Source organism: Nocardia sp. CWNU-33, assembly GCF_046764895.1.
GTDB lineage: Bacteria > Actinomycetota > Actinomycetes > Mycobacteriales > Mycobacteriaceae > Nocardia.
In genome coordinates this window covers 550,472-569,240 of sequence record NZ_JBKOQN010000001.1, presented here as the reverse complement: position 1 = coordinate 569,240, position 18,769 = coordinate 550,472, and the positions used below count along the sequence as shown (strand labels likewise).

The window sequence follows — 18,769 nt, the reverse complement described above, 5'->3', positions numbered from 1 at the left end:
GGGTCGCGAGCCTATGGGGAGTGCGGGTGTCGCCGCCCGATAAAACAGACCGCTCATGGCGGAGTTGCCCCGCCAACACGCCGACACCGGGGTGCGCCGCTACGGTGGATCCCATGGCTCTCGACACAGGTACCGGAACGATCCCTAACCCCGACGGCGGGTCGGCGGTGGTGACGGCGCCGACCGCCAAGACGGTCCCGACCGAGCGGGTGCACCACGGCGATACCTTCGTCGACGAGTACGAGTGGCTTCGGGACAAGGAGAACCCCGAGGTCATCGCGTACTTGGAGGCGGAGAACGCCCACACCGAGGCGCAGACCGCGCATCTGCAGCCGCTGCGGGAGAAGATTTTCGACGAGATCAAGGCGCGCACCCAGGAGACCGATCTTTCGGTGCCGACGCGTATGGGCGAGTACTGGTATTACTCGCGCAGCTTCGAGGGCAAGCAGTACGGCGTGCACTGCCGCTGTCCCATCGATGCCGACGCCGAGGGGATCGACGCGTGGACGCCGCCGCAGCTGGAGGTGGGCACCGAGATCCCCGGCGAGCAGATTCTGCTCGATAGCAATGAGCAGGCCGAGGGCCACGATTTCTTCGCGCTCGGCGCGTTCTCGCTGAGCCATGACGGCAATCTGCTCGCCTACTCGGTCGACACCGCCGGTGACGAGCGGTACGTGCTGCGTTTCAAGGACCTCCGCACCGGCGAGTTGCTCGCCGACGAGATCGTGGGGACCGCGCCCGGTGCGACCTGGTCGTTGGACGGCTCGCATATCTTCTATCAAACGGTCGACGAATCGTGGCGGCCCGACACCGTGTGGCGCCACCACCTCGGCGCCGCCACCGACACCGACGTGCAGGTGTTCCACGAACCCGACGAACGCTACTGGGTGAGCATCGGCGCCACCCGCTCGGAGAAGTACCTGATGATCTGGGTCGGCTCCAAGATCACCACCGAGGGCTGGGTACTGGAATCCGACAACCCCGAGGGCGAATTCCGCGTCATCCTGCCGCGCCGCGAGGGCGTCGAGTACTCCGCCGAGCATGCGGTGGTCGGCGGCGAGGACCGCTTCCTGATCCTGCACAACGATGTCGTCGACGGAGTGAAGGCGGAGAACTTCGTGCTCGCCGACGCACCGGTCGCCGACCCGTCGAACATGACCCTGCTGATCGGGCATCGTGACGACGTGCGGATCGAGGACATCGACTGCTTCGCCGATCACCTGGTCCTCAGCTACCGTCGTGAGGCGCTGACCAGGGTGGCCGTCTGGCCGCTGACCGAAGCCGGGTACGGCGAGCGCCGTGAGCTCGAGTTCGATCTGGAGCTCTTCGCGGTCGGCTCGGGCGCCAATCCCGAGTGGGAGCAGCCGACGCTGCGGATCGGCCTCACCTCGTTCATCACGCCACTGCAGGTGTTCGACTACGTGCCTGCCACCGGTGAGCTGTTGCTGCGCAAGGAGCAGCCGGTGCTCGGCGGATACGACCCGAACGACTATGAGCAGCATCGTGATTGGGCGGTCGCCGCCGACGGCACCCGTATTCCGATCTCGTTGGTGTGGAAGAAGGGCATCGACACCTCCACGCCGAAACCGTTGCTGCTCTATGGTTACGGCTCCTACGAGGCCAGCATCGACCCGTCGTTCTCGGTCTCGCGGCTGTCCATGCTCGATCGCGGCATGATGTTCGCGGTGGCCCACGTGCGCGGCGGCGGTGAGATGGGCAGGCTCTGGTACGAGAACGGCAAGACGCTCACCAAGAAGAACACCTTCACCGATTTCGTCTCTTGCGCACGGCATCTCATCGATACCGGTGTCACCTCGGCTGACGTCATGGTCGCCGACGGCGGCAGCGCGGGCGGCCTGCTGATGGGCGCGGTGGCGAACCTGGCGCCGGAGCTGTTCGCCGGCATCCTCGCGAACGTTCCGTTCGTCGATCCGCTCACCTCCATCCTGGACCCGTCCCTTCCGCTCACTGTGATCGAGTGGGACGAGTGGGGTAATCCCTTGGCGGACAAGGACGTCTACGACTACATGAAGTCCTACGCGCCGTATGAGAATGTCGTGGCCGCCGACTACCCGGCCATCCTGGCCGTCACCAGCCTCAACGACACTCGCGTGCTGTACGTGGAACCGGCCAAGTGGGTCGCCAAGCTGCGTGCCACCAAGACCGGCGAGGCCCCGCTGCTGTTGAAGACCGAGATGAGCGCAGGCCACGGCGGGGTCAGCGGCCGCTACGAGAAGTGGAAGGAAGTCGCGTTCGAATACGCCTGGATGCTCGACATCGTCGGACTGGCCGACGTGTAGCCGAGTCCGGGTTACTCGGCAGGCTTGGGCACCAGGAGCTTGCCGAGTAGCGCGGTGAGCTGAACACGCTCGGCGGGGGTCAGCGCCGCGAAGGTTGCGTCCAGGTGGGCTGGGATGGCTGCTTCCGCCGCGCGCAGCCGGTCGAGGCCCGCGTCGGTGACGGTGACGGCATAGGAGCGGCGGTCGTGCGGGTTGCGCTCGCGGCGTACGTAACCCGACTTCTCCAGGTCGTCGCACACGCTGACCATCACGCTGCGATCTATCCGCAGTTCCTCGCTGAGTGTCTGCTGTGAGCAGGCTCCGACCGCGGCGAGCATCTTCAACACCAAGTGCTGACCTACTCCGAGACCTTGGGCGCTAGCGTGCATTTCGCCCGCTCGGGCGACGGTGGTCGAGGCGCGGCACAGCGCGATATCGAGCCGCTCGGCGGCCAGGCGCGGGAAGTAGGTCGGCTTGGCGTTCTGGTCGGTTGTCGGCATGGTCCCCTCACTGTGGCTGCCCTGAGCCTAGCATTATTCATCTGCACTCCAATCGTTTGACAGCAGATTATCTTCAGGAATACGGTCTGATCGTCTGCTCACAGACGAATTCGGCCCGAGGAGTGTGTGATGACCCTGGATCTGACCCCGGATGAGCTGCTGTCCACGACCCGCGCGGTGCGCAAACGGCTCGACTTCGACCGCCCGGTGCCGCGCAAGCTGATCGAGGAGTGCGTCGACCTCGCGACCCAGGCCCCGACCGGGCGCAATCGGCAGCGCTGGCATTTCGTGGTCGTCACCGACAAGGCGAAGCGCCGGGTGGTGGGCGACCTCTTCCGCCGCGCGCTGACCCGCGGAGCCGGACAGCCGTTGACCGCCGACGACATGCGCCGCATGAACTTCGCCCCCGGCTCGACCGCGGCCATCTTCGACGGCCTGCGCTATCTCGCCGACAACATCCATCGGGTGCCCGCGATCGTGATCCCGGCCATCGAGGGCCGCACCGACCGCGCACCGGTCGATACCCAGGCGGGCACCTGGGGCTCGATCCTGCCCGCCGTGTGGAGCTTCATGCTCGCGGCCCGCGCTCGCGGTCTCGGCACCGCGTGGACCACTGCGCAGGGCCCACTGGAACGGGAACTCGCCGCGGCACTCGGCATTCCCTACGACAAGGTGATGCTCGCAGCCTTCATACCGCTGGCCTACACCCTCGGCACCGACTTCAAGCCTGCCGTGCGGGTGCCTCGGGCCGAAGTGCTGCACTGGGACCGCTGGTAGTCGACAAGAGCGTGACGGTGTGTTCGTCGCGAGGTCATCCGTGCTGCACGCTCAGTACATCTGGCCAGGGCATCGTGGGTTCATGACCGCTCAGCTGATCGTGTCCGTGTCGGGGATCAGGGACACCACCCGAAATGCCGCGATCGAGTTCGGCGCGGAGATGGATCGGCGTGGTGTGCCGATGTCGCTGCTGGTCGCGCCGCGGCTCAGGGGGCGGTATCGGCTGGTCGACGATCCGGCGACGCAGGCATGGCTGCGCGGTCGTCGCGCGCGGGGCGACGCCATTGTGCTGCACGGTTACGACCAGGCGGCGACCAAGCCGCGCAGGGCCGAGTTCGCCACCCTGCCGCACCACGAGGCGCGGTTGCGGCTCACCGCGGCGGATCGGGTGATGGAGCAGGTGGAGCTGCGCACCAGGCTGTTCGCCGCGCCGCGGTGGGACGCTTCGGCAGGGGCCATCGAGGCGCTGCCGGAGGTCGGGTTCCGGCTCGCGCTCGGGCTGACCTCGATGCTCGACCTGGAACGTAACGTGGCGCAGAAAGCGCGCGTGTACGGCATCGGCGAGGGCTTCCGTGCCGAGCCGTGGTGGTGTCGCGCGCTGGTGATGGGTGCGGCCCGCACCGCACGCCGCGGTGGCGTGCTGCGTCTGGCCATCTCGGCCGCTCAGCTCGACCGCTCGGGTCCGCGCCAGGCCATTCTCGACGCGGTCGATCTCGCCCTGCTGCACGGCGCGGTCGGTGATGTCTATCGCTGGGAATCGTTCACGGCCGCACGGGCGGCGTGAACCGGATAGGCGCGGGCGACGGCGGTGGCCGCGGTCGCCCGCGACAAGGTCGGGTGAATGGTGTGATCGGCACCGCCCCGCGAAGCGCCGCCGCTCGTATGGCGTAATCGGGCGGCGGCGCGCGGCGGGTCTTATGTCGTCGTCGGTCCTCGTTACTACTTCGCTTTTTTCGGGGTCGCCTTGTTGTCCGGTACCGCCGCCGTCGCAGTGTGCGTGAAGCCGCCCGCCTCCGCCTTGGTGAGCGGCGTCGTCAGCGGATGCCGCACCAGCTGGTTCATGCCGCGGATGACATCCGACAGCAGTATTTCTGCCATATCGATGGTGAACCCGTGCCGAATGAGGGCGCGCATGATGGTTTCGTTCTCGCGGTCGGCGGGCAGCGGGTAAGCGGCGATCAACCAGCCGCGGGTGCGCAGCCGATCCGACAGGTCGTAGAGATTGAAGCCTTGGTCCGCTTCGTCTTTCAGCCGCCACGACACCGCAGCGATGCCCTGTTGCGGATTTCCCGCATGGATCATTTCGAAGGGACCGAGTTCGCGCAGGCCTGCCGCCAAGTGCTTTGCCACGTGGTAGATCTGGGACTGCACCCGGGTGTAGCCGATGCGGCCGAGCCGGATGAACTCGTAGTACTGGGTGATCACCTGCCCGCCGGGGCGGGAGAAATTGAGGTTGAAGGTGGCCATACTGCCGCCCAGGTAGTCGACGTTGAAGATCAGCTCCGGCGGCAGGTCGGCGGCCTCGCGCCAGATCGCCCAACCGGAGCCGAGCGGGGCCAGGCCGGTCTTGTGGCCGGAGGCGTTGATCGACTTCACCCTGGGCAGCCGGAAGTCCCAGATCAGATCCGGTGCGGTGAACGGCGCGAGGAACCCGCCGCTCGCGGCGTCCACATGAATGGGAATGTTCAGGCCGCTGACCCGCTGCAGCTGGTCGAGAGCCTTGGCGATCCCCTCGACATCCTCGTACAGCCCGGTGAAGGTCTGCCCGAAGGTCGGCACCACCATGATGGTGTTCTCGTCGCAGTAGGCCGCCACATCGTCGGGATGCATGGTCAGGCGATCACCGCGCAGCGGGATCTGCCGAATTTCGACGTCGAAGTAGCGGGCGAACTTCTCCCAGCACACCTGTACCGGACCGCAGACGAAGTTGGGTGTCCCGGTGCCGCCCCGCTTCCGCCAGCGAACCTTGGCGGCCAGGCCGCCGAGCATCGCGGCCTCGCTGGAGCCGGTGGTCGAGGTGCCGTGCGTGCCCGCCGGATCGGGGGAGTGCCACAGGTCGGCGACCATCCGCACACAGCGGCGCTCCAGTTCGGCCGTCTGTGGGTACTCGTCCTTGTCGACAATGTTCTTGTCCAGGGATTCGGCCATCAACCTGCGTGCCTGGTCGTCCACCCAGGTGGTGCAGAAGGTCGCCAGGTTCATCCGGGAGACACCGTCGAGCATGAGTTCGTCGTGCACGATTTCGTAGGCGACCTGGGGGAAGAGTTCCAGCGCCGGGAACCCGGATTTCGGCGCGGTCCTGCTGAGGCCGGGCATCGCGAAAAGGTCGTCGGGATCAGGGGTGTCGGACATCGAAATAGCCTCCCGAGTAGCGGCTCGCTTGATGTTTGCCATGCTGCGGATAGTAGTGTCGATGATTTGAAATTGATTGCTGTACCTGCATATTCATCGAAACAATAATGGATGCCAATCGTTTACTATGCGCACCATGGACTATCGGCATGTCATAACGCAAGTGATGTCTGATACAGAATCGAGCATCGGTTCCGGCCAGGTCGCCGACTACATTCCCGATCTTGTGAAGGCCGATCCGAAGCAATTCGGCTTCACCATTGCCACCGTCGACGGGCACGTCTACAGCGTGGGGGAGGCGCACACGCCCTTTGCTATCGAGAGTATTTCCAAGGTCTTCGCGCTGGCTCTGGTGCTCAGCAGGAAGGAAACGCCGATTTGGCAGCGGGTGGGTCGCGAGCCGTCCGGCACGCCGTTCAACTTGCTCATCGAACTGGAGGCGGAAAACGGCATCCCGCGCAACCCGTACATCAACCCCGGTGCCATCGTGGTCGCCGACCAATTACTGCACGACACCGGCAACGGCCTCGAGGCGCTGCACACCCTGCTGCGCGCGGAAACCGGCGCTGCGGATCTGCAAGTCGACAGCGTGACGGTCGAATCCGAGGAAGGCGCCGGAGACCGCAACCGGGCGATGGCCTATCTGATGGCCAGTTTCGGCAACATGATCAATCCGGTGCACCAGGCGCTCGACCACTATTTCCGGCAATGCTCGATCGCCATCACCTGCGAGCAGCTCGCCAAGGCCGGTCTGCTCGTCGCGCGGGACGGGCTGCGCGAGGACGGCTCCCGACTGCTGCACCGCGCCGATGCCAGGCAACTCGTCGCGCTCATGACCACGTGTGGGAGCTCCGATGCCGCAGGGGAATTCGCGTACCGGATCGGTCTGCCGTGCCAGAGCGGTGTCGGCGGCGGCATCCTGTCCATTGTGGCCGGCAAATGTTCGGTCGTCGCCTGGGGGCCCGGTCTGGACGCGAAGGGCAATTCGGTGGCGGGCGCGGTCGCCCTGGCGTCCTTCGCCAGGACGACGGGCTATTCGATGTTCTGACCGGTGCGACACAGACCGATCGGTCGGGTGAATTCGCTGTCGCGCCGACCGATCATCTCGGTGCGTACCTGGCGCACGTACAGGATATGAAGGTCGACAACACAACCAAGTGAGGCGCTGGCATGACTTCCGACGAACCTCGTACAGCCGAACTGCGCAAGCGGGTCGCGGCTCTGATGCCGCAGGCGAAAATCGATCTCACCCAGCTGGTTTCGTTCAAGTCGGTGGCCGACGCCCGGCAATTCCCGCCGGCGGAATGTCACCGGACCGCGCAGTGGGTGGCGGATGCGTTCGCCGCGACCGGGCTGACCAAGGTCGGTCTGCACGAAACACCCGACGGCAGCAAAGCTGTCATCGCCTCGCGCCCCGCGCCCGCTGGCGCGCCGACGGTATTGCTGTACTGCCACTACGATGTCCAGCCGCCGTTGGACGACGCCGCATGGCGCACGCCGGTCTGGGAGCTGACCGAGAAAGACGGGCGCTGGTACGGCCGCGGCAGCGCCGACTGCAAGGGCAATATCGTCATGCACCTCACCGCGCTGCGGGCGCTCGGCTCGGAGGTGCCGCTCGGCATCACACTGGTGGCCGAGGGTTCCGAGGAACAGGGCACCGGCGGGCTGGAGCGGTTCGTCGAGGCCAACCCGGAGCTGTTGCGCGCCGACGCGATCCTGGTCGGCGACTGCGGTAACTTCGCCGTCGGCGTGCCGACCCTCACCGAAACGCTGCGCGGCAACGTGAATGTGGTTGTCACGATCGAAACCCTCGCGGGCCCTGTGCATTCCGGCATGTTCGGCGGACCGGCTCCCGATGCGCTCGCCGCGTTGATCCAGCTGCTGGCCTCGTTGCGTGACGCGCACGGCAACACCACCGTGTTCGGTCTGTCGAACGACCAGCACTGGACCGGCGTGCAGTATCCGCAGGAGCAGTTCTGCGCGGACGCAGGCGTGCTCGGCGGGGTCGAACTGACCGGGGACGGCACCGTCGCCGATATGCTCTGGGCGCGACCAGCTTTGACGGTGCTCGGCATCGATGCGCCACCCGTGGTCGGCTCGTCGGCATCCATCCAGCCTTCGGCGCGGGCCAGGCTCAACCTGCGTATCCCACCGGGCACCGACCCGGAGCAGGCATGGAAAGCGCTCACCGCGCACCTGCACGCGAACACGCCGTGGCAGGCGAAGCTGACCCTGGAAGCCGAGGCCACCGGCGCACCCTTCAAATCCGGCAGCGGTGGACCGGCCCGCGTCGCGATGGAGGCCGCGCTCGCTGCCTCCTATGGCCGGCCAGCGACCACGCAGGGCCAGGGCGGCTCCATCCCGCTGTGCAATGTCTTCGCCGACACCTACCCGGACGCCGAGATCATGCTGCTCGGCGTCGAGGAACCGAAATGCCTGATCCACGCCCCCAACGAGAGCGTGGACCCCAGCGAGATCGAGCACCTGGCTTTGGCCGAAGCCCTGTTCCTGACCAGCTACGCCGAGCTGGCGTAGAGACCTACAGCTCGGCGGTGTCCTCGGGCTGGATCACCCTGAATTCGGTATCTGCGGGTCGCATTTCGGCAAACCTGCCGAAGAAGACGCCCTGCGCTTCGGGCACGACAATGCCGTAGTGGATGGGGAAGGCGGTGCGCGGACCGACCGCGCGCAGGTAGTCGACGGCCTCGCTGATCCGCATCCACGGCGCGACGGCAGGCAGGGCGAGCACACCGACCGGCACCGGCGGCACCCACAGCGAGTCGCCAGGATGAACGAGCTGTGCGGGGTCCTCGGCCGTGCCGAGCTGGAACACGGTGTTGTCGATCACCGGGATTTCCGGGTGGATCACCGCGTGCCTGCCACCGCCACCGGTGATCTGCAGGCCACCGAGCGTCAGCACGTTGCCTGCGTGCACCGCTTCCCACGGTGCGCCGCGTTGCTTCGCAGTCTGCGGATCGGCAAGCAGCCGGGCGCCGGGATTGGCCTCGACCAGGGCGTCGATCCGCAGTGGATCGATGTGATCGGGGTGCTGATGGGTGACGGCGATCGCGTCGAGTCCGGTGATGCCTTCGAAGCCGTGCGCGAAGGTACCGGGATCGAACAGCACCTTCTTGCCGTGCAGTTCGACGAGAATGCAGGAATGGCCGAAGTGGGCTATACGCATGTGGCAAGGCTATTTGGCACCCAGCCGGTTGGCTATTGGCACCCTGTCGATTCCGAGCCGACCCCGAAGGCGGCTCGGACGGCTCGGACAACTACGCTGCACAGGTAACACCCCAATACCACCTGAGGAGCAACGCGTGGCACGAGTCGTGGTCGAGGTGATGCCGAAGGCCGAGATCCTGGATCCGCAGGGGCAGGCAATCGTCGGCGCGCTCCCGCGTCTGGGATTCGCCGGAGTCTCGGATGTCCGGCAGGGCAAGCGATTCGAACTCGACATCGACGACAGCGTCAGCGATGCGGAGCTCGAACAGATCGCTGAGGCGCTGCTCGCCAACACCGTGATCGAGGAATGGAAGGTCGTCCGCGTCTCATGACTGCGCGCATCGGGGTCATCACGTTTCCCGGCACGCTCGACGACGTCGACGCGGCGCGTGCGGTGCGGCTGGCAGGCGCGGAAGCGGTCAGCCTGTGGCACGCCGACGCCGATCTGAAGCAGGTCGACGCGGTCGTCGTGCCGGGCGGCTTCTCCTACGGCGATTACCTGCGTGCGGGCGCCATCGCCCGGTTCGCGCCGGTGATGGGCGAGGTCATCCGCGCCGCGGGCCGCGGCCTGCCGGTGCTCGGCATCTGCAACGGCTTCCAGGTGCTGTGCGAGGCCGGCCTGCTGCCCGGCGCGCTGACCCGCAACGAGGGCCTGCATTTCATCTGCCGCGACGAATGGCTGCGGGTGGAATCGGCCGATACCGCGTGGACCTCACGGTATGAGGCAGGCGCGCAGATCCTCGTCCCGCTGAAGTCCGGTGAGGGTCGCTTCCAGGCGTCCACCGCCGTGCTCGACGAGCTCGAGGGCGAAGGTCGGGTGGTATTCCGCTACGCGGGCGCCAACCCGAACGGCTCGCAGCGCGGTATCGCGGGCATCGCCTCGGCCAACGGCCGCGTTGTCGGCCTGATGCCCCACCCCGAGCACGCCACCGAGCCCTTGACAGGCCCGAGCGACGACGGCCTTGGGCTCTTCCTTTCGGTTCTGGACACCCTCATCGCTGTGTAGTCTTTGCAGCGCCTTCGGCGCTGCGTGTTCGCGGCCCCCTTGGTCTCGCTTCCGAGCCGTCGAGACTCGCGACTTCGTCGCATGCGCTTCGACGGCTCGGAAGCGAGACGGGCCGCGAACTCTAGTGCTCGGTCTCGCTGCGCTCGGAAGGTGTCATCGTGCCGAGTGGGGGCGTCGGTAGTTGAGCTTGCGACTTTGGTTGAGGCGCTTCGGCGGCTGTGGGGGTGGGATGCGCCGCGAACTCTAGTGCTGGGTCTCGCTTTGCGGGGAAGGCGTCATCGTGCCGCAGGGCGCGTTGGTGGGATGCTTGCGACTTCGGTGGATGTACGCGGGTCGGGCGGGAATGTCACGATCGCTCACTTAAGTGATGCGGTCGACTACGTCGAAGTCGATGCCGTCGGCGCGGGCGATGTAGCCGTGCTGAATTGCCTGATTGCCGAGGAAACCTCGGGTGCCGCTGGGGGTTTCGAGTAGTACGCCGTTGTCGAGTGCGGCGTGGATATCGGGCACAGCGAGTGAGCCCACCGTCGATGCGAGCGCGCTCGAGGTGTGGATGGCCTCGTAGCCGGCGTTGCTGAAGCTGGTCAGTGCCGGGGCGAAGCTGCCGTGCAGGTTGCGGTAGCGGGCCATGCGGGCGCGGCCGTCGGGTGTGCGTTTGTCCAACGATATTCGTGGTACGAATTTCGCGTCCCAGAATTCCGGTGCTGCCGTTGATTTCATCGACCGCAAGCGAAATTGCCGCGTCACACGAGGCGGCGACGATACCACCGGGACCTTGCATCGGAACGATGTTGAGGATCTCGATCGTCCCGTCTTGGCTCTCGCCGAACGCTGACATTCGGTACTCTTCTTCTCGTTCGGGCGAAATTCGGGGCAGGCAGGAAATAATGACGACCATTGTAGGCGGATATTCCACGCTGCATGGTGCGCTGCGTGCTGCGGAACGCCGTTGGCTGAGTCACCTCGACGATGCACTGTGTGCCAGGCAACTATCGGCCGATCAGTGGTCGATGCTGTCGAATCTGTCCAATGAGGCGGGCATCACGATGAGCGAATTGGCGATCAGATCGCAGCTGGCGCCGTCGTCGGCGACCAGGCATGCGGACTTTCTCGCGGAACGCGGGCTGATCTTCCGGCTGGCCGCGGAGGGTGATCGGCGGCGGATTCTGATCGGGCTGAGCAGGCTCGGCGTCGAGCTGGTCGAGTCGGTGCAGGCCGAGGAGGCGCGTGCGGAGCAGCAGCTGCGGACCAGGATGGGTGCGCGCCGTTACGCCGAACTGATGCGGCTGCTCGAACTCGTTTCCGCGACCTGACTTTCGACGGTCCGGATTTCGGTAACACGGTGTTCGACGAATTGCTGCGAATGTAAATCATCCGATGAAATCTCCGGCGTGCATGTCGCTCGGGCAAATCATCCGATGAATGTCTCGAAAGTCCGGTTCATCGGCAGTAAGTGCACAGAATGCCGTTCCTTCGGTTATGTTTCCAAACAGAATTAGTTTGGTCGATCGTCAGGAGCGAAGATGGGCTACGAAGCGGTTGTGTCGAACCCCGATGCGGTGTATGTGGCCGTCATCAACCACATGATGCCGCGCTTGCACACACGTGCCGAAGTGCTGGCGAACTGCTACCGGATCGGTCATCTGATCGACGGTCTGAGGCGCGGTCATCGCGATCTGGATCTGATTGTGCTGCCGGAGTATTCGGCCATGGGCGTGATGTACGACGAGACCGAGCTGTACTCCACCGCCGCGGTGATCCCCGGCGACGAGACGGAGGTCCTTGCCGAGGCGTGCCGCCGCAACGGGGTGTGGGGCGTGGTCTCGATCGCGGGTGAGCGGCATGAGGAACACCCGCTGCGCGCCCCGTACAACACCGCCGTGCTGATCAACGACCGCGGCGAGATCGTGCAGCGCTACCGCAAGATCGCACCCGCGGCCGAAGGCGAAGCCTGCTACCCGGGTGATACGACCTACGTCTGCGAGGGCCCGAAGGGCATACAGATTTCCCTGATCATCGGCGAGGACGGCAACTATCCCGAGGTGTGGCGCGACTGCGTGATGAAAGGCGCCGAGCTCGTAGTGCACTGCCAGAGCCTGCGCGGGTGCGCCGCCGAACAGCAGCTCGCCATGGCCAAGGCGATGGCATGGGCCAACCGTGCCTACGTCGTGGTCGGCGGCGCCGCCGGCTTCGACGGAGTGCATTCCTACTGCGGCCATTCCGCGATCATCGACGCCGAGGGCCGGGCGCTTGCGCAGTGCGGGTCGGAGCCGAACGAGGTACGCACCGCGCGACTTTCGGTCCGGACGGTGCGCGAGACGCGGTACTTCGACCGCAACCAGTTCGGCCCGCACAGCCTGCTGCATCGCGGCACGACAAGAGACGCGCACGCGCACGGACTCGCGGATTGCCCGCTCGACTTCTACCGGACCTGGATCAACGATCCGCTCAAGGCGCAGGAACAGGTTCAGGAGATCGTCGACCGGGCCGGCGAACCGGCGGTGCGGTGAGGGCTGCCTAGGATCGCAGGCATGCCCGTTTCCAGTACCGATGCCACCGCCGCCGGATTGTGTGCGTTCATCGACGAGTCGCCCTCGTCGTTCCATGTGTGCCGTACGGCCGCCCGTGCGCTGGAGGCCAACGGCTTCACCCCGCTCGAGGAGTCGGCGTCGTGGCCGTCGGACGGGCCGAGCAGGCACTACGTGATTCGCGGTGGTTCGCTGATCGCCTGGGCGACCGCGGACTCCTCCGGCGACATGCCCTTCCGTGTCGTCGGTGCGCATACCGACAGTCCGAATCTGCGGGTGAAGCAACATCCGGACCTCGCCGTTGCGGGCTGGCAGCTGGTCGGGCTCGAGCCCTACGGCGGTGCGCTGCTGAATTCGTGGCTCGATCGCGAGCTCGGCATCTCGGGTCGGCTCAGCGTGCGCGACGGAAATATGGTGCGCGACCAACTGATTCGCATCGATGAGCCGATCCTGCGGGTGCCGCAGCTGGCGATCCATCTGTCCGAGGATCGGCGCGGCGTCACGCTGGATCCGCAGCGCCACGTCAACGCGATCTGGGGTGTCGGGTCCGCACCGCGCTCGTTCCTCGCTTTCGTCGCCGAGCACGCCGAGGTCGACCCGTACGAGATCCTCGGCTGGGAACTGATGACCCACGACCTGACGCCGAGCAGGTTGGTCGGGCGCGACTTCGATCTGGTCAGCGCGCCCAGGTTGGACAACCAGGGCACCTGCTACGCGGGGCTGCATGCGTTCCTGGCCGCGGTTGCCGAACCGGGGGCCGCCATTCCGGTGCTGGCGATGTTCGATCACGAGGAAGTCGGCAGCCAGTCCGATCGGGGTGCGCAATCGGATCTGCTGCCGACCGTGCTGGAGCGCATCGTGCTGGCCCGCGGTGGCGGCCGCGCCGAATATTTGGCCGCGCTGGCCGGATCTGTGTGTGCCTCCGGCGATATGGCGCACGCGACACACCCCAACTATCCGGACCGGCACGAGCCGGCGCACCGGATTGAGGTGAACGGCGGCCCGGTGCTCAAGGTCAACCAGAACCTGCGCTACGCCACCGATCCGGCGGGTGCGGGTGCGTTCGCGCTGGCCTGTGCCCAGGCGCAGGTGCCGTTGCAGCGCTACGTGCATCGCGCCGATCTGCCGTGCGGTTCGACCATCGGCCCCATGACGGCCGCGCGCACCGGCATGTCGACCGTCGATGTCGGCGCACCGCAGCTTGCTATGCATTCGGCTCGCGAGCTGATGGGCGCTGCCGATGTTGTGGCCTACGCCGCGGCGCTTGCGGCCTTCCTGACACCCGCCCCGGCCGGGCGGTAATTGACAACGGCGACAACGAATATCGCGAGGGTGGCGAGCACATAGGCGCTGCCGATGAGCTGTTGCCACCAGGCCCAGCCGAGCTCACGATCGTGCTGGTGTGGCAGCAGCCACTGCGGGCCGATCGCGAACATCACCGTGCCTGCGGCGACGGTGCCGATGAACCACCGATTGCGCCTGCCGCGCTCGATGGCGTCGGCGGCGACAACAAGTGCCGGTGCGATCCAGACCCAGTGATGCGACCAGGAGACGGGGGAGACGAGCAGGACCGCGGCCGCGTTGACCATCAGCGCGGCCACGTTCGAGCCCGCCTCGATGAGCCTGCGCATCCAGATCGCGGCGAGCCCGATCGCCACCAGCGACAGCGTGATCCAGATCAGGGTCGCCAGCGAATCGGAGACGCCGAGCCGGAAGGCCATGCCCTTGAGCGACTGGTTGCCCGCGTAGTACGGCGGCCCGATCCGTCCGGTGTCGGCCAGTGTGTTGAACCAGTACTCGACCGAATCGCCGGGAAACAGCAGGAATCCGAGCCCGACCGCCGCGATCGCCGACACCACCAGGGTGCCCGCCGCCTTCCAGTCCTTGCGCAGCAGGAAATACAGGAGGTAGCCGGCCGGGATCAGCTTCACCGACACCGCGATGCCGATCAGCATGCCGCGCGGCCAGAACGGTTTGCGCACCAGGCAATCCATCGTGATCGCCGCCATCAGCACCAGGTTGATCTGCCCGAACCCGAAGGTCTGGCGCAGTGGTTCCAGCAATTGCAGCAGTGCGACCGCGGTGATGACCAGCGGGAGGACGACCACCCGGTCCAGTTCCGGGCGCAAGCGCGCGAGCACCAGCCACAGCGTGATGCCGAGGCTGAGCACGGATGTGGCGAGGACCAGCACCTCGGCCAGCAGCAGCGGCATCAGTGCCAATGGCGCGAAGAACAGCGCGGCGAGCGGGGGATAGGTGAACGGCAGCCCGATCCCCATCACCGGCGGCATCGGCCCGTACAGCTCGCCGTCGTCCAGCCAGACCCGAGCACCGGTGCGATACACCTGTAGATCGATATAGCCGCTCCACCAGTGCACGAGCAGCGAGACGGCGGCGGAAACGACGAAAAGGGCGACGGCGCCGATCAGCCGGCGCAGCTGCCGGTTCGACATCGGGGGTCGCGACAACACCGGGTCGGTCGCTGCGGATTCCGGGCGCACGTGCTCCGAGGTGACGGGCTGCTCAGCCGGTTCCGCAATCCCCGATCTATCGCTCACCGCCAAAGCGTAGCGGTTGCGATGTCGGGCGATGTGTGCCGACCGAGCCATTGGCCGCGGTCTACACCATGTCTTGCGTCACATTCCGCCAACGGGATTCGGCGCCGTAACCCTCCGGCATCGGTGCGCAAAACCGGCTAACCGGACGGCGGGTGCGATGCGGCCCGCTGCCCGTCGGGAGCCACAGCTAAACTTCGAGGCGAATCCCCAGCTTCGCGCTCCGGCCCGAAAGGACCCTGGTACTCCGTGACTCCGCAGGTCGACACCGTCAGCGCAGCCGCAGCAACTCCGGATATCTCGCAGCCCTATAAAGAACTAGGTCTGAAAGATGACGAGTACGCGCGGATCAAGGAGATCCTCGGCCGCCGGCCGACCGACGCCGAACTGGCGATGTACTCGGTGATGTGGAGCGAGCACTGCTCCTACAAGTCCTCGAAGGTGCATCTGCGCTACTTCGGTGAGACCACCACCGACGAAATGCGGGCCTCCATGCTCGCGGGCATCGGTGAGAACGCAGGCGTCGTCGACGTCGGCGACGGCTGGGCGGTCACCTTCAAGGTGGAAAGCCACAACCATCCCTCCTATGTCGAGCCCTACCAGGGCGCGGCCACCGGCGTCGGCGGCATCGTGCGCGACATCATGGCCATGGGTGCCCGGCCCATCGCAGTGATGGACCAGCTGCGCTTCGGCGCGGCAGACGCGGCCGACACCCGCCGTGTTGTCGACGGTGTGGTGCGCGGTGTCGGTGGTTACGGTAATTCCCTCGGCCTGCCGAATATCGGCGGCGAGACCGTCTTCGATGCCTCCTATCAGGGCAATCCGCTGGTCAACGCGCTGTGCGCGGGCGTAATGCGGGTCGAGGACCTGCATCTGGCGTTCGCGTCCGGCACCGGCAACAAGATCATCCTGTTCGGTGCGCGCACCGGGCTCGACGGCATCGGCGGCGTTTCGGTGCTGGCCTCGGACACCTTCTCCGGCGACGAATCCGGCGCCGGCCGCAAGAAGCTGCCGAGCGTGCAGGTCGGCGACCCGTTCACCGAGAAGGTGCTCATCGAGTGCTGTCTCGAGCTGTACGCCGCCAAGTTGGTCGTCGGTATCCAGGACCTCGGCGGCGCCGGGTTGTCCTGCGCCACTTCGGAACTGGCCGCGGCGGGCGACGGCGGTATGCACATCGACCTGACCAAGGTGCCGCTGCGCGCCAAGGGCATGACCCCGGCCGAGGTGCTCTCCAGCGAATCACAGGAGCGCATGTGCGCGGTCGTGACGCCGGAGAATGTCGACGCCTTCATGGCCGTCTGCCACAAGTGGGACGTGCTCGCCACGGTGATCGGTGAGGTCACCGACGGCGACCGGCTGGTCATCAGCTGGCACGGCGAGACCGTTGTCGACGTGCCGCCGCGCACTGTCGCCCACCAGGGCCCGGTCTACGAGCGCCCGGTCCAGCGCCCCGACGAGCAGGACGCGCTCATCGCCGACAGCACCGACAAGCTGACCCGCCCGAAGACCCCGGACGAGCTGCGCGACACGCTGCTGCAGATGATTTCCAGCCCGCAGTTGTGCAGCCGCAAGTGGATCACCGAGCAATACGACCGTTACGTGCGTGGCAACACCGTGCTCGCCGAGCACGCCGACGCGGGCGTTATCCGCATCGACGAGCAGACCGGCCGCGGTATCGCGCTGGCCACCGACGCGTCGGGGCGCTACACCAAGCTCGACCCTTACACCGGCGCGCAGCTGGCGCTGGCCGAGGCCTTCCGCAATGTGGCGACCACCGGCGCGACACCGAAGGCCGTCACCAACTGCCTCAACTTCGGTTCTCCCGAGGATCCCGGTGTGATGTGGCAGTTCCAGCAGGCCGTGCGCGGTCTCGCGGACGGTTGTGTCGCGCTCGGCATTCCGGTGACCGGCGGCAACGTCAGCTTCTACAACCAAACCGGCCAGGACGCCATCCTGCCGACCCCGGTTGTCGGCGTGCTCGGTGTCATCGATGATGTGCACCGTCGCATCCCGACCGGCCTCGGCCTGGAGCCGGGCGAAACGCTGATCCTGCTCGGCGAGACCCACGACGAGTTCGGCGGGTCCATCTGGTCCCAGGTCGCCCACGACCACCTCGGTGGCGTGCCGCCCAAGGTCGACTTCGCCCGCGAGCAGCTGCTCGCCGAGGTGCTGACCTCGGGTTCGCGCGACGGCATGATCAGCGCCGCGCACGACCTGTCCGAGGGCGGTCTGATCCAGGCTGTCGTCGAGGCTGCGCTGGCCGGCGAAACCGGTTGCCGCATCCTGCTTCCCGAGGGCGCGGACCCGTTCGTGACGCTGTTCTCCGAGTCGGCGGGCCGGGTGCTCGTCGCGGTGCCGCGTTCGGAGGAGACCCGCTTCACCAAGATGTGCACCGCGCGGGAGCTGCCGTGGGTGCGCATCGGCGTTGTCGACCAAGGCGCTGATTCCGTCGAGGTCCAGGGCCAGTTCAGCATCCCCATGGACGAATTGCGCGCCGCGCACGAGGGCACGCTGCCGAAGCTGTTCGGAGCCAGCGCCATTTGACCGGGGCCGGGGCTCGAGCAGTCTCAGACGTCTACGCGACGGCGTCGGCACGATTGTCGGCGCCGTCGAGCGGTTCTTCCATCCCGACCGTGCCGAGACGCCCGGTGGCCGGTTCAGTGGGTCGCGACCGAGCTGACCACGTGGGTGCGCATCCCATGTCGGGCGGCTGCCCGGCGGCTTGGTGCTCGTCGCGTTGCCGAGATCCTGCTCTTCAACGATGTGCTGTCCAAAAGCACTTTTTCAGTGCGGCGAATTCGGCCTTCAGTGGCCCGAAGCTGCTCGTCTACGGCGAGAGTCTCGGTTCCCAAGATTCGGAGGGGGCTTTCACCGGCCTGGCAGATATCCGTGCGAAGGCTGAAGGGATGCTGCCATCCGCGAGCGTCAGCTCAAGTAAACACACCACCTGGGCGGACCTGGACCCCTCGTGTGCCGGGCCCGCCCAGGTGAGCGCCGTCAGGCGACGGACTTGAACGGATCGTGCTCCGCGATCAGTTTTTCCATCCGCGCCTCGTCGATGCGCCTGCGCACGCTCGCGGTTTCCTGTTGGTCGCGAACCACCTTCGCCAGGGTGAAGGTGCTCGACACCAGGAACAGGACCGACATGGCGAGAAAGCCGCGCTGTGAGATGTCCAGTGGGAGATAGCAGATGCCGACGCCGGTCCCGAAGAAGCTGACGCCGAACGCGATCGCGGCTTGCGCGAGGAATGCCGAGGTGGTCTTCGGCTGTGCGTTGGGGGTGCTCATGGGTACTGAGTCTGCTGGCCCGGCCGCCTGGGCGACCGGGTACAACTACTCGAGCGAAATGGGTAATTGCCACGCGGTCCTTAATCTCTTGCCCACCAGGGCAATTAGTTGATCGGGCCGACTTCTCCCGACATACCGAGCAACCGCGGAGCGAGTTTTACGAGCGACCGTTCGCGGCCGGCTCGCGTCCGAGCGGCCGAAGCGCATGCGACGAAGTCGCGAGTCTCGGCCGCTCGGACGCGAGCCTTCGGGGCCGCGA

The 18,769-nt window shown here is 66.4% G+C and carries 18 protein-coding genes; 12 read left to right on the top strand and 6 right to left on the bottom strand.

Features of this window, described 5'->3' with window-relative positions:
- The first annotated feature begins 113 nt into the window (after nucleotides 1-113).
- On the top strand, nucleotides 114-2,300 hold the full coding sequence (locus tag ACLMAL_RS01990) for a S9 family peptidase (protein ID WP_411997485.1): 2,187 nt from the start codon (nucleotides 114-116) through the stop codon (nucleotides 2,298-2,300).
- Nucleotides 2,301-2,311: 11 nt separating this feature from the next.
- On the opposite strand, the gene ACLMAL_RS01985 is transcribed toward ACLMAL_RS01990, so the two are convergent.
- Nucleotides 2,312-2,779, bottom strand: coding sequence for a MarR family winged helix-turn-helix transcriptional regulator (locus ACLMAL_RS01985; protein WP_411997484.1), 468 nt, complete (start codon nucleotides 2,777-2,779; stop codon nucleotides 2,312-2,314).
- A 126-nt stretch (nucleotides 2,780-2,905) separates the two neighbouring features.
- On the opposite strand from ACLMAL_RS01985, the gene ACLMAL_RS01980 reads away from it, so the two are divergent.
- The gene (locus tag ACLMAL_RS01980; RefSeq protein WP_411997483.1) at nucleotides 2,906-3,556 is read left to right on the top strand and encodes a nitroreductase family protein; all 651 of its coding nucleotides are present in this window, start codon (nucleotides 2,906-2,908) and stop codon (nucleotides 3,554-3,556) included.
- Between the two features lie 82 nt (nucleotides 3,557-3,638).
- Nucleotides 3,639-4,340, top strand: coding sequence for a DUF2334 domain-containing protein (locus ACLMAL_RS01975; protein ID WP_328408760.1), 702 nt, complete (start codon nucleotides 3,639-3,641; stop codon nucleotides 4,338-4,340).
- 155 nt (nucleotides 4,341-4,495) lie between these two features.
- Here ACLMAL_RS01975 and ACLMAL_RS01970 read toward each other — a convergent pair whose 3' ends face one another.
- Nucleotides 4,496-5,950 (bottom strand): glutamate decarboxylase, encoded by a 1,455-nt coding sequence (locus tag ACLMAL_RS01970; protein WP_411997482.1) that lies wholly within the window; start codon nucleotides 5,948-5,950, stop codon nucleotides 4,496-4,498.
- 85 nt (nucleotides 5,951-6,035) lie between these two features.
- On the opposite strand from ACLMAL_RS01970, the gene ACLMAL_RS01965 reads away from it, so the two are divergent.
- Together ACLMAL_RS01965 and ACLMAL_RS01960 are read left to right on the top strand one after the other, a co-directional pair.
- Nucleotides 6,036-6,956, top strand: a complete 921-nt coding sequence (locus ACLMAL_RS01965) for a glutaminase (RefSeq protein ID WP_411997481.1) — start codon at nucleotides 6,036-6,038, stop codon at nucleotides 6,954-6,956.
- Between the two features lie 122 nt (nucleotides 6,957-7,078).
- Nucleotides 7,079-8,443, top strand: coding sequence for a dipeptidase (locus ACLMAL_RS01960; protein WP_411997480.1), 1,365 nt, complete (start codon nucleotides 7,079-7,081; stop codon nucleotides 8,441-8,443).
- Between the two features lie 4 nt (nucleotides 8,444-8,447).
- Here ACLMAL_RS01960 and ACLMAL_RS01955 read toward each other — a convergent pair whose 3' ends face one another.
- On the bottom strand, nucleotides 8,448-9,092 hold the full coding sequence (locus tag ACLMAL_RS01955) for an MBL fold metallo-hydrolase (protein ID WP_411997479.1): 645 nt from the start codon (nucleotides 9,090-9,092) through the stop codon (nucleotides 8,448-8,450).
- 136 nt (nucleotides 9,093-9,228) lie between these two features.
- On the opposite strand from ACLMAL_RS01955, the gene purS reads away from it, so the two are divergent.
- Entirely contained in the window at nucleotides 9,229-9,465 is a 237-nt protein-coding gene (gene purS, locus ACLMAL_RS01950; protein WP_328408768.1) for a phosphoribosylformylglycinamidine synthase subunit PurS, read from the top strand.
- Nucleotides 9,462-10,139, top strand: a complete 678-nt coding sequence (purQ, locus tag ACLMAL_RS01945; RefSeq protein ID WP_406235892.1) for a phosphoribosylformylglycinamidine synthase subunit PurQ — start codon at nucleotides 9,462-9,464, stop codon at nucleotides 10,137-10,139. The genes purS and purQ overlap by 4 nt, the downstream gene beginning before the upstream one ends.
- A gap of 360 nt (nucleotides 10,140-10,499) precedes the next feature.
- Here purQ and ACLMAL_RS01940 read toward each other — a convergent pair whose 3' ends face one another.
- Nucleotides 10,500-10,859 carry a hypothetical protein gene (locus ACLMAL_RS01940; protein ID WP_411997478.1) on the bottom strand — a complete coding sequence of 120 codons (360 nt, stop codon included), beginning with the start codon at nucleotides 10,857-10,859 and terminating at the stop codon, nucleotides 10,500-10,502.
- A gap of 167 nt (nucleotides 10,860-11,026) precedes the next feature.
- Here ACLMAL_RS01940 and ACLMAL_RS01935 point away from each other — a divergent pair, with 167 nt between their 5' ends.
- From ACLMAL_RS01935 to ACLMAL_RS01925, 3 genes are all read left to right on the top strand, one after another.
- The gene (locus tag ACLMAL_RS01935; RefSeq protein WP_328408772.1) at nucleotides 11,027-11,452 is read left to right on the top strand and encodes a MarR family transcriptional regulator; all 426 of its coding nucleotides are present in this window, start codon (nucleotides 11,027-11,029) and stop codon (nucleotides 11,450-11,452) included.
- A gap of 210 nt (nucleotides 11,453-11,662) precedes the next feature.
- Nucleotides 11,663-12,649, top strand: a complete 987-nt coding sequence (locus tag ACLMAL_RS01930) for an aliphatic amidase (RefSeq protein ID WP_411997477.1) — start codon at nucleotides 11,663-11,665, stop codon at nucleotides 12,647-12,649.
- Nucleotides 12,650-12,670: 21 nt separating this feature from the next.
- Nucleotides 12,671-13,969, top strand: coding sequence for a M18 family aminopeptidase (locus ACLMAL_RS01925; RefSeq protein ID WP_411997476.1), 1,299 nt, complete (start codon nucleotides 12,671-12,673; stop codon nucleotides 13,967-13,969).
- Here ACLMAL_RS01925 and ACLMAL_RS01920 read toward each other — a convergent pair.
- The gene (locus tag ACLMAL_RS01920; RefSeq protein WP_411997475.1) at nucleotides 13,918-15,225 is read right to left on the bottom strand and encodes a glycosyltransferase 87 family protein; all 1,308 of its coding nucleotides are present in this window, start codon (nucleotides 15,223-15,225) and stop codon (nucleotides 13,918-13,920) included. The genes ACLMAL_RS01925 and ACLMAL_RS01920 overlap by 52 nt on opposite strands.
- Before the next feature lie 246 nt (nucleotides 15,226-15,471).
- Here ACLMAL_RS01920 and purL point away from each other — a divergent pair, with 246 nt between their 5' ends.
- Nucleotides 15,472-17,766: a phosphoribosylformylglycinamidine synthase subunit PurL gene (gene purL, locus ACLMAL_RS01915; protein WP_411997474.1), complete on the top strand. Its 2,295-nt coding sequence runs from the start codon at nucleotides 15,472-15,474 to the stop codon at nucleotides 17,764-17,766.
- A 155-nt stretch (nucleotides 17,767-17,921) separates the two neighbouring features.
- Complete coding sequence (locus tag ACLMAL_RS01910; RefSeq protein WP_411997534.1) at nucleotides 17,922-18,236, top strand: alpha/beta-hydrolase family protein; 315 nt, start codon at nucleotides 17,922-17,924, stop codon at nucleotides 18,234-18,236.
- On the opposite strand, the gene ACLMAL_RS01905 is transcribed toward ACLMAL_RS01910, so the two are convergent.
- Nucleotides 18,220-18,510, bottom strand: coding sequence for a YiaA/YiaB family inner membrane protein (locus ACLMAL_RS01905; RefSeq protein WP_406235907.1), 291 nt, complete (start codon nucleotides 18,508-18,510; stop codon nucleotides 18,220-18,222). The two genes, ACLMAL_RS01910 and ACLMAL_RS01905, sit on opposite strands and share 17 nt — an antisense overlap.
- Between the last annotated feature and the right edge of the window lie 259 nt (nucleotides 18,511-18,769).